This window comes from Enterobacter sp. CGMCC 5087 (assembly GCF_003144775.1).
Taxonomy (GTDB): domain Bacteria; phylum Pseudomonadota; class Gammaproteobacteria; order Enterobacterales; family Enterobacteriaceae; genus Enterobacter; species Enterobacter cloacae_M.
Genome location: NZ_QFXN01000199.1, coordinates 1 through 9,511 on the forward strand (window position 1 = coordinate 1; position 9,511 = coordinate 9,511).

At 59.2% G+C, this 9,511-nt stretch carries 9 protein-coding genes and 1 pseudogene; 6 read left to right on the plus strand and 4 right to left on the minus strand.

Features of this window, described 5'->3' with window-relative positions; genetic code table 11:
- The 3 genes and pseudogenes from yagF to DEO48_RS16375 all read left to right on the plus strand — a co-directional run.
- Positions 1-1,110: pseudogene (gene yagF, locus DEO48_RS16365) on the plus strand (xylonate dehydratase YagF); the annotation flags it as partial.
- A gap of 226 nt (positions 1,111-1,336) precedes the next feature.
- Positions 1,337-2,719 (plus strand): MFS transporter, encoded by a 1,383-nt coding sequence (locus DEO48_RS16370; protein ID WP_109845740.1) that lies wholly within the window; start codon positions 1,337-1,339, stop codon positions 2,717-2,719.
- 11 nt (positions 2,720-2,730) lie between these two features.
- Positions 2,731-4,341, plus strand: coding sequence for a glycoside hydrolase family 43 protein (locus DEO48_RS16375; RefSeq protein WP_109845741.1), 1,611 nt, complete (start codon positions 2,731-2,733; stop codon positions 4,339-4,341).
- Positions 4,342-4,345: 4 nt separating this feature from the next.
- Here the strand turns inward: DEO48_RS16375 and xynR are convergent, their stop codons facing one another.
- The 4 genes from xynR to argL all read right to left on the minus strand — a co-directional run bounded on the left by xynR (position 4,346) and on the right by argL (position 7,605).
- Positions 4,346-5,104: a DNA-binding transcriptional repressor XynR gene (gene xynR / locus DEO48_RS16380; RefSeq protein ID WP_109845742.1), complete on the minus strand. Its 759-nt coding sequence runs from the start codon at positions 5,102-5,104 to the stop codon at positions 4,346-4,348.
- A gap of 232 nt (positions 5,105-5,336) precedes the next feature.
- Complete coding sequence (locus tag DEO48_RS27340; protein ID WP_309136825.1) at positions 5,337-6,035, minus strand: DUF3828 domain-containing protein; 699 nt, start codon at positions 6,033-6,035, stop codon at positions 5,337-5,339.
- A 500-nt stretch (positions 6,036-6,535) separates the two neighbouring features.
- Complete coding sequence (argF, locus tag DEO48_RS16395; protein WP_023299201.1) at positions 6,536-7,540, minus strand: ornithine carbamoyltransferase; 1,005 nt, start codon at positions 7,538-7,540, stop codon at positions 6,536-6,538.
- Entirely contained in the window at positions 7,510-7,605 is a 96-nt protein-coding gene (argL, locus tag DEO48_RS26980) for a putative translational regulatory protein ArgL (RefSeq protein ID WP_213328991.1), read from the minus strand. The genes argF and argL overlap by 31 nt, the downstream gene beginning before the upstream one ends.
- 99 nt (positions 7,606-7,704) lie before the next feature.
- Between argL and rraB the strand changes: the two genes are divergently transcribed.
- The 3 genes from rraB to DEO48_RS16410 form a co-directional block, all read left to right on the plus strand.
- Positions 7,705-8,130, plus strand: coding sequence for a ribonuclease E inhibitor RraB (rraB, locus tag DEO48_RS16400; protein WP_029739283.1), 426 nt, complete (start codon positions 7,705-7,707; stop codon positions 8,128-8,130).
- A 46-nt stretch (positions 8,131-8,176) separates the two neighbouring features.
- Complete coding sequence (gene miaE, locus DEO48_RS16405; protein WP_032639800.1) at positions 8,177-8,935, plus strand: tRNA isopentenyl-2-thiomethyl-A-37 hydroxylase MiaE; 759 nt, start codon at positions 8,177-8,179, stop codon at positions 8,933-8,935.
- A 30-nt stretch (positions 8,936-8,965) separates the two neighbouring features.
- Positions 8,966-9,511: topoisomerase II (locus tag DEO48_RS16410; RefSeq protein ID WP_109845744.1), on the plus strand; the 546-nt coding region annotated here is incomplete at its 3' end.

The window sequence follows — 9,511 nt, forward strand, 5'->3', positions numbered from 1 at the left end:
ACGCGCTATATCCTCACCGACAAAGCCATCGAAAACGCGATGGTGATCCACGCGGCGTTCGGCGGCTCCACCAATTTACTGCTGCACATTCCGGCCATCGCCCACGCGGCGGGCTGCACAATCCCGGACGTTGAACACTGGACGCGCGTCAACCGCAGGGTGCCGCGCCTGGTCAGCGTGCTGCCCAACGGCCCGGACTATCACCCGACCGTGCGCGCCTTCCTCGCGGGCGGCGTGCCGGAGGTAATGCTCCACCTGCGCGACCTCGGCCTGCTGCACCTGGACGCCATGACCGTGACCGGCCAGACGGTGGGCGAAAACCTTGACTGGTGGCAGGCGTCCGAGCGCCGTAAGCGCTTCCGCCAGTGCCTGCGCGAGCAGGACTGCGTGGAGCCGGATGACGTGATCCTGCCGCCGGAGAAGGCAAAAGCGAAAGGGCTGACCTCGACGGTCTGCTTCCCGACGGGCAACATCGCGCCGGAAGGATCGGTGATCAAGGCCACGGCGATCGACCCGTCGGTCGTCGGTGAAGATGGCGTTTACCGCCACACCGGCCGGGCGCGGGTGTTTGTCTCGGAAGCGCAGGCGATCGGGGCCATCAAGCGGGAAGAGATTGCGCAGGGCGATATCATGGTGGTGATCGGCGGCGGGCCGTCCGGCACCGGCATGGAAGAGACCTACCAGCTTACCTCCGCGCTGAAGCATATTTCGTGGGGCAAGACGGTATCGTTAATCACCGATGCGCGCTTCTCGGGCGTGTCGACGGGCGCCTGCTTCGGCCACGTGTCGCCGGAGGCGCTGGCGGGCGGGCCGATTGGCAAGCTGCGCGATAACGACATCATCGAGATCGCCGTCGACCGCCTGACGTTAACGGGCTGCGTGAACTTTATCGGCACCGCGGACAACCCGCTGACGCCGGAAGAGGGCGCGCACGAGCTGGCGCGGCGGCAGACGCACCCGGATCTGCACGCCCACGACTTTTTGCCGGACGATACCCGGCTGTGGGCGGCACTGCAGTCGGTGAGCGGCGGCACCTGGAAAGGCTGTATTTATGACACCGATAAAATCATTGAGGTAATTAACGCCGGTAAAAAAGCGCTCGGCATTTAATTATTTTCAGAGATAAAACCGTCTGCGGGAAATATTCCGCGGACGGCTTTTCTTTTTCTGTTATTTAATAATATAAACAATAGTTTGAGATATATCGTTGGCGTCACAAAAGCAAAATAACGTAATTAGGAAATAAGATATGACCATTGCTGGTTAATTGAGCGGCTCATTACACTCCATTAACACGATGTTGTAATTCAGCACACTACATAAGGGTGTAATTCTGATGACGCAATTAACCATGAAAGACAAAATGGGCTACGGGCTGGGTGACACCGCCTGCGGCTTCGTCTGGCAGGCCACGATGTTCCTGCTGGCCTACTTCTACACCGACGTCTTCGGCCTGTCGGCGGGCATAATGGGCACGCTGTTTTTGGTCTCCCGCGTGCTCGACGCCGTCACCGACCCGCTGATGGGGCTGCTGGTAGACCGCACCCGCACGCGGCACGGTCAGTTCCGCCCGTTCCTGCTGTGGGGGGCCATCCCGTTCGGTATCGTCTGCGTGCTGACCTTCTACACGCCTGACTTCTCCGCGCAGGGCAAAATCATCTACGCCTGCGTGACCTACATTCTCCTGACCCTGGTCTACACCTTCGTTAACGTGCCCTACTGCGCCATGCCGGGCGTCATCACCGCCGACCCGAAAGAGCGTCACGCCCTGCAGTCCTGGCGCTTCTTCCTGGCGGCGGCGGGCTCGCTCGCTATCAGCGGCATCGCGCTGCCGCTGGTGAGCATCATCGGCAAAGGGGACGAGCAGGTGGGCTACTTCGGCGCCATGTGCGTGCTGGGACTGAGCGGCGTGGTGCTGCTCTACGTCTGCTTCTTCACGACCAAAGAGCGCTACACCTTTGAGGTGCAGCCTGGCTCGTCGGTGGCGAAAGATCTCAGGCTGCTGCTGGGCAACGGCCAGTGGCGCATCATGTGCGCGTTCAAGATGATGGCGACCTGTTCCAACGTGGTGCGCGGCGGAGCGACGCTCTACTTCGTCAAATACGTGATGGATCACCCGGAGATGGCGACCCAGTTCTTACTCTACGGCAGCCTCGCCACCATGTTCGGCTCGCTCTGCTCCTCCCGCCTGCTGGGCCGCTTTGACCGCGTCACCGCCTTCAAGTGGATCATCGTCGCCTACTCTCTGATTAGTCTGCTGATTTTCGTCACCCCGGCGGAGCATATCGCGCTGATTTTTGCCCTCAACATCCTGTTCCTGTTCGTCTTTAACACCACCACGCCGCTGCAGTGGCTGATGGCCTCTGACGTGGTGGACTACGAGGAGAGCCGCAGCGGTCGCCGCCTCGACGGACTGGTGTTTTCCACCTACCTGTTCAGCCTGAAGATTGGCCTGGCGATTGGCGGGGCGGTGGTGGGCTGGATCCTGGCGTACGTGAACTACTCCGCCAGCAGCAGCGTGCAGCCGGTCGAGGTGCTCACCACCATCAAAATTCTGTTCTGCGTGGTGCCGGTAGTGCTCTACGCGGGCATGTTCATCATGCTGTCGTTCTACAAGCTCACCGACGCCCGCGTGGAGGCCATCAGCCAGCAGCTGATCAAGCACCGCGCGGCGCAGGGCGAGGCCGTTCCCGACGCCGCGACAGCCGCATCCCATTAACCGGAGGCACTATGCAAATCACTAACCCGATACTCACCGGCTTCAACCCGGACCCGTCCCTGTGCCGCCAGGGCGAGGACTACTACATCGCCACCTCGACCTTCGAGTGGTTCCCGGGCGTGCGCATCTACCACTCCCGCGACCTGAAAAACTGGTCGCTGGTCAGCACCCCGCTGGACCGCGTGTCGATGCTGGACATGAAGGGCAACCCGGACTCCGGCGGCATCTGGGCGCCGTGCCTGAGCTATGCCGACGGTAAATTCTGGCTACTCTACACCGACGTGAAGATTGTCGACTCGCCGTGGAAAAACGGCCGCAACTTCCTCGTCACCGCGCCGTCCATTGAGGGGCCGTGGAGCGAGCCGATCCCGATGGGCAACGGCGGGTTCGATCCGTCCCTGTTCCACGACGACGACGGCCGCAAGTACTACCTCTACCGCCCGTGGGGGCCGCGCCACCACAGCAACCCGCACAACACCATCGTGATGCAGGAGTTTGATCCGCAGACCGGCACGCTCTCGCCCGAGCGCAAAACCCTGTTTACCGGCACGCCGCTCTGCTACACCGAGGGCGCGCACCTGTATCGCCACGCGGGATGGTACTACCTGATGGTCGCCGAAGGAGGCACCAGCTACGAGCACGCCGTCGTGGTGCTGCGTTCCAAAAATATCGACGGGCCGTACGAGCTGCACCCGGACGTGACGATGATGACCAGCTGGCACCTGCCGGAGAACCCGCTGCAGAAGAGCGGTCACGGCTCGCTGCTGCAGACCCACACGGGGGAGTGGTACATGGCCTACCTCACCAGCCGCCCGCTGCGTCTGCCCGGCGTGCCGCTGCTGGCCTCCGGCGGGCGCGGCTACTGCCCGCTGGGCCGCGAGACCGGCATCGCCCGCATTGAATGGCGCGACGGCTGGCCGTACGTGGAAGGCGGCAAGCACGCGCAGCTGACCGTGAAAGGCCCGCAGGTGGTGGAACAGCCTGCAGCCGTTCAGAACGGCTGGCGGGACGATTTCGACGCCAGTTCGCTTGACCCGGAGCTGCAGACCCTGCGCGTTCCGTTCGACGACACCCTCGGCTCGCTCACCGCGCGCCCGGGCTACTTACGGCTTTACGGCAACGACTCGCTTAATTCCACCTTTACCCAGTCGACCGTGGCGCGCCGCTGGCAGCACTTCGTCTTCCGGGCGGAGACGCGGATGCAGTTCTCGCCGGTCCACTTCCAGCAGAGCGCGGGGCTGACTTGCTACTATAACAGCAAAAACTGGAGCTACTGCTTTGTGGACTTCGAGGAGGGGCAGGGGAGAACGATCAAGGTGATCCAGCTCGACCACAACGTGCCGTCGTGGCCGCTGCACGAGCAGCCCATTCCGGTGCCGGAACATGCGGAGAGCGTCTGGCTACGCGTGGACGTGGATACGCTGGTTTACCGCTACAGCTACTCGTTCGACGGCGAGACGTGGCACGCCGTGCCGGTGACGTATGAGGCGTGGAAGCTGTCGGACGACTACATCGGCGGGCGCGGCTTCTTTACCGGCGCGTTTGTGGGGCTGCACTGCGAGGACATCAGCGGCGACGGCTGCCACGCGGACTTCGACTACTTCACCTACGAGCCGGCATAACGGCTCAGGCCGGGTAGCCCAGCGCGCGTGACAGCGCGAGCCCGGCCTGCTGAAGCTGCTCGCGGAAGCGGGCCAGCTCGGCGTCGTCAACGCGGGAGGTGAGCGTCGACAGGCTCAGGGCGGCGATGACGCGGGATTCGTGGTTCCACACCGGCACCGCCACGCAGCGCACGCCCTGCTCGTTCTCTTCGTTATCCAGGGCGTAGCCGTGCTCGCGGGTCTGCGTCAGGGCGGTCATTAACGCTTCACGAGAGGCGAGGGTGGAAGGGGTATAGGTGGTGTACTGATAGCCCTCCAGCAGGGCGTTCAGCTCGGCCTCGCCCAGCCAGGCAATCAACACCTTGCCGATGGCGGTGGCGTGAACCGGCAGGCGGCGGCCGATGCGTGAATAGGCGATGGCGGCCAGCTTGCCTTCAATCTTCTCGATATAAACCCCTTCACGCCCGTCCAGGATCCCCAGATGGGTGGTCTGCCCGGTACGCTGGGACAGCTCCGTCAGCCAGCCTTTCGCCTTCTGACGAATATCGATGGAGCCCACGACAAAATGGCCGCGCTCGACCAGCTTCATGCCGAGGCGATACTTACCGTTCTCCGGGTTCTGATCGATATAGCCGTGAAGCTGCAGGGTTTTCAGCAGCGAGTGGAGGGTACTCTTGCTCAGCCCCATCAGTTTGCTGATGTCGGTGATCTTAAGCTCGGTGGCCTGCTCGTTGAACAGGTCGAGGATCTGCAACGCACGTTCAACAGACTGAATAATCGGCATAATGCTGGCATGTCCACGCTGGAATTAAGGCGAAAACGTACCTTTTTCGGGGTGAAAAATCAATTAAGTAGAGCGGGTTGCGGGAGAAAGGACATCAGGCCGCATCGTCGCCTGATTCGCCCGGCGGCGCTGCGCTTGAACGGGCCTACGGGTTTTGTAGGCCGGGTAAGCGCAGCGCCACCCGGCAAAAAGAGCGCGCAGTATCAATATTATTGCCGGTACGTCGTTTGGCTCAGTTCGGTATAGTCAGATTTCTTGAAAATTCAACAGCAGAAACTGACTGTACCTTCCATAAGTTGTCTTCTTTAACCATGCAGTCTATGACTATGTGGTCCTGCTTTTTACCGAATGCAATGTATACGTTGACGCAGACTGGATCGGTATCCCCGGCTATGGCTGTTACATTCTGCGGCCAATCATCGCCGACGTATTGCGCTTTTAAAAATATATCGGCCTCGTAAAACTCTTCGTCTGCATAGCGAGGATCCTGCGCGTGACGGAGTTTTTTCATTGTTGATGCTGTGACATATTTATCTATTTCGTTTCCATCAGTAATGGGAAATACGTCTTTGTTGATTTGATTTACGTACCAGCTGTTAAATTTTACAGCACGCTCAATCGGGTCAGAATGGCCGGCCATAGCAGAGAAAGAAAACAGGCAGCAAAGAAGTAAGGTGCTTTTCATATCAGTAGTGCCTGTAAAAGGTGATTTTTGGCTGTATCTTCCGATATCTCTGGCCGGGATAAAGACTATTCTGTTTAAAATCTGAATACCAGGTACCCGAACCGTCATAGATGCATGCATGCCCGTTCTGATGCGCACCAGGTAATGCGTCAATGACTGCAACATCGCCCTCAATGAGGGTGCCGTACACCTTGCTGAATCCTGCTTTCTCAAGAGAGCGCCAGAAGTTTTTTGCATCAGCGCCATTAATTTCTAATCCTCCGGCGCGGATAGCCGCGGCTACGGCGCGAGCGCAGTAACCCGTGCTGTAATGGTGCGCGTGGCTGCGAGCATAAGACACAGCCTCGTGCTTATTCCATGACATACAATCATCCTTATTAATGAAATGCAGTAATAAGGAAATATTACGCCGATAATATACGGTGTTTTGTAATTGATAATGACCTGATATTAACCATTATCTACTCAGTAAATAATGGTTAATAAAAAGATAAATACCTATTATGGTTAATGCGTATCTGAGAAAGCGTCAGTAAAATGTATTTCTCTGCCAGACGATAACGCTGTTGTCGTTTTTAGGGTGTTCTCCCTCTCTCCGTGGGAGAGGGCCGGGGTGAGGGCATCAGGCCGCATCGTCGCCTGATCCGCCCGGCGGCGCTTCGCTTGCACGGGCCTACGGGCTGGGTTTTCTCCCTCTCCCCGTGGGAGAGGGTCGGGGTGAGGGCATCAGACCGCAGAGGAGTCAATCACTCCCCAAGCGTCGCCACCATCACTGCCTTAATCGTATGCATCCGGTTTTCCGCCTGGTCAAACACGATGCTCGCCGCCGACTCAAACACCTCGTCCGTCACCTCCATCCCGCCGTGCAGGTCGAACTCCTTCGCCATCTGCTTGCCGAGCGTGGTCTGGTCGTCATGGAACGCCGGCAGACAGTGCAGGAACTTCACGTTCGGGTTGCCGGTGAGCGCCATCATCTGCGCGTTCACCTGATACCCGCGCAGCAGCGCAATCCGCTCCGCCCACTTCTCTTTGGCTTCACCCATCGACACCCACACGTCGGTATAGATAAAGTCCGCACCCTTCACGCCCGCCGCCACGTCTTCCGTCAGGGTAATTTTCCCGCCGTGCTTCTCTGCCAGCGCGCTGCACTCCGCCACCAGGCTCTCTTCCGGCCAGCAGGCTTTCGGGGCCACCAGGCGCAGATCCAGCCCGGTCAGCGCCGCCGCTTCCAGCATCGAGTTGCCCATGTTGTTGCGCGCGTCGCCCGCGTAGACCAGCGTCATCTCGTTAAACGCCTTGCCCGGCAGGTGCTCCTGCATGGTCAGCAGGTCCGCCAGCAACTGGGTCGGGTGGAACTCGTTGGTCAGCCCGTTCCACACCGGCACGCCCGCATACTGCGCCAGCGTCTCGACCACTTCCTGGCCGTGGCCGCGATACTGAATGCCGTCGTACATCCGCCCGAGAACCCGCGCGGTGTCCTTAATTGACTCTTTATGCCCAATCTGGCTGCCGCTCGGCCCTAAATAGGTGACGCGCGCGCCCTGGTCAAATGCGGCAACTTCGAAAGAGCAACGTGTACGGGTCGAGTCTTTTTCGAAGATGAGCGCGATGTTTTTACCGGTAAGCTTCTGTACTTCCTTGCCATTTTTTTTATCGGCTTTGAGCTGTGCGGCAAGGGTCAGCAGAGAAGTGAACTGTGCAGGGGTAAAGTCGAGCAGTTTCAGAAAGTGTTTCTTGTATAAATCGGACATTTTATCCTCGCATGGCGAACGCCACTTATTGAATTAAAATTCACTTTATATGTGTAATTATTCATTTGCAACCCCGTTTCACAAATCTTTCCAACAAAGGTGGAGGCAAACCCGTCCGTGTGTGAAAATAGAAGTATCTGCCGCACTTTAAAGAGGATTGAGCCATGGCAAACCCGGAACACCTGGAAGAGCAACGCGAAGAGACGCGTCTGATTATTGAAGAACTGCTGGAAGACGGTAGCGATCCGGACGCGCTGTACACCATTGAGCACCATTTCTCTGCGGATGATTTCGACGCGCTGGAAAAACTGGCCGTGGAAGCCTTTAAGCTGGGTTACGAAGTGACCGAGCCGGAAGAGCTGGAAGTGGAAGAGGGCGACACCGTCATCTGCTGCGACATCCTGAGTGAAGGCGCGCTGAAGGCGGAGCTTATCGACGCGCAGGTAGAACAGCTGATGAACCTGGCGGAGAAGTTTGAAGTGGAATACGACGGCTGGGGAACCTACTTCGAAGATCCGAACGGTGAAGACGGCGAAGAAGGCGACGACGAAGATTACGTCGACGAAGACGACGACGGCGTGCGTCACTAAGTGATTCAGGCGGTGGCGCGCGCCACCGCTTTTTCAAGGCAGAACCATGGATTACCCGCAGATACTCGCCCCCGTACTCAACTTCCTCCAGTGCCCGACCCCGCAAGCATGGATTGATAAAGCCCGCGACCCGGCGAACCTGCCGCTGCTGCTCACCGACCACATGGTGTGCGAGCTCAAGGCCGCCCAGACCGCGCTGCTGCTGGTGCGTAAATACGTCGCCGACGAAAGCGGTGCCGACGCGCTGCTCGACTGGCTCAAGCCCTACGAACAGTTCACCTTCCGCGACGGCCCGGAGCCGGACTTCATCGCGCTGCACAGGCAGATTGGCAAAAGCGTGATGCCCAAAACCGACGACCCGTGGGGCCAGGCGCTGATTGACAGCATGGTGTTGCTGATTAAGGAGGAGCTGCACCACTTCTGGCAGGTGCGCGAGGCGATGCTGGCCCGCGACATTCCGTACGTCAAAATCACCGCCAGCCGCTACGCCAAAGGGATGCTGAAGGAAGTGCGCACCCACGAACCGCTGACGCTGATCGACAAGCTCATCTGCGGCGCCTACATCGAAGCCCGCTCCTGCGAACGCTTCGCCGCGCTGGCCCCGTTCCTCGACGACGATCTGCAGAAGTTCTATCTCTCGCTGCTGCGCTCGGAAGCGCGCCACTATCAGGACTACCTGACGCTTGCCCGGCAGGTGAGCGACGACGATATCTCACCGCGCATAAAGCTTTTTGGCGAAATTGAAGCCACACTTATCTCGACACCGGACCACGAGTTTCGCTTCCACAGCGGCGTGCCGGTGTAAACCGGCATAACTCAAGGATAAGGATGCGAGATGAATAAAACGTGGACCCGTATTGTGATTGTCGTCGTCGCGGCTGCCGCCGTGGCGTTCTGGGTATTCTTCGATAAGCAGCGTGCCCCCGAACACCAGATTGATACCACCCTCAACGCGATGCCCGCCTGGCAGGTGATTAAGGAGCAGGAGCCCGCGCTGCATCAGCGCATCCTCGACCAAATGGCCGCCCTGCAAAAAGCGGGCGAGCCGGAGCAGCAGATTATCGACACCATCCAGCCGCAGATCCTGCATCTGCAGATGTCGCGCCTGCAAAACGCCCCGGACGCCAACGTGGTGAACTACATGACCATCAACATGGAGCAGACCGCCGCCATTCAGAAGGTGAGCGACGACGCCTGCTTCCGCTTTCTCTACCCGATGGTGAAGGGCGGCGTGAACCCGATGCGCATGCTGGATAAAGATTTGATGGCGCGGCGCATGCAGGCCGACGCCGACATGATGCGCGCGGCCTACGGCAAAAACCGCCACACCGTGACCCCGGCCGAACGCGAAGCGGCTGTCGAGGATGTGCGGCCGATTATG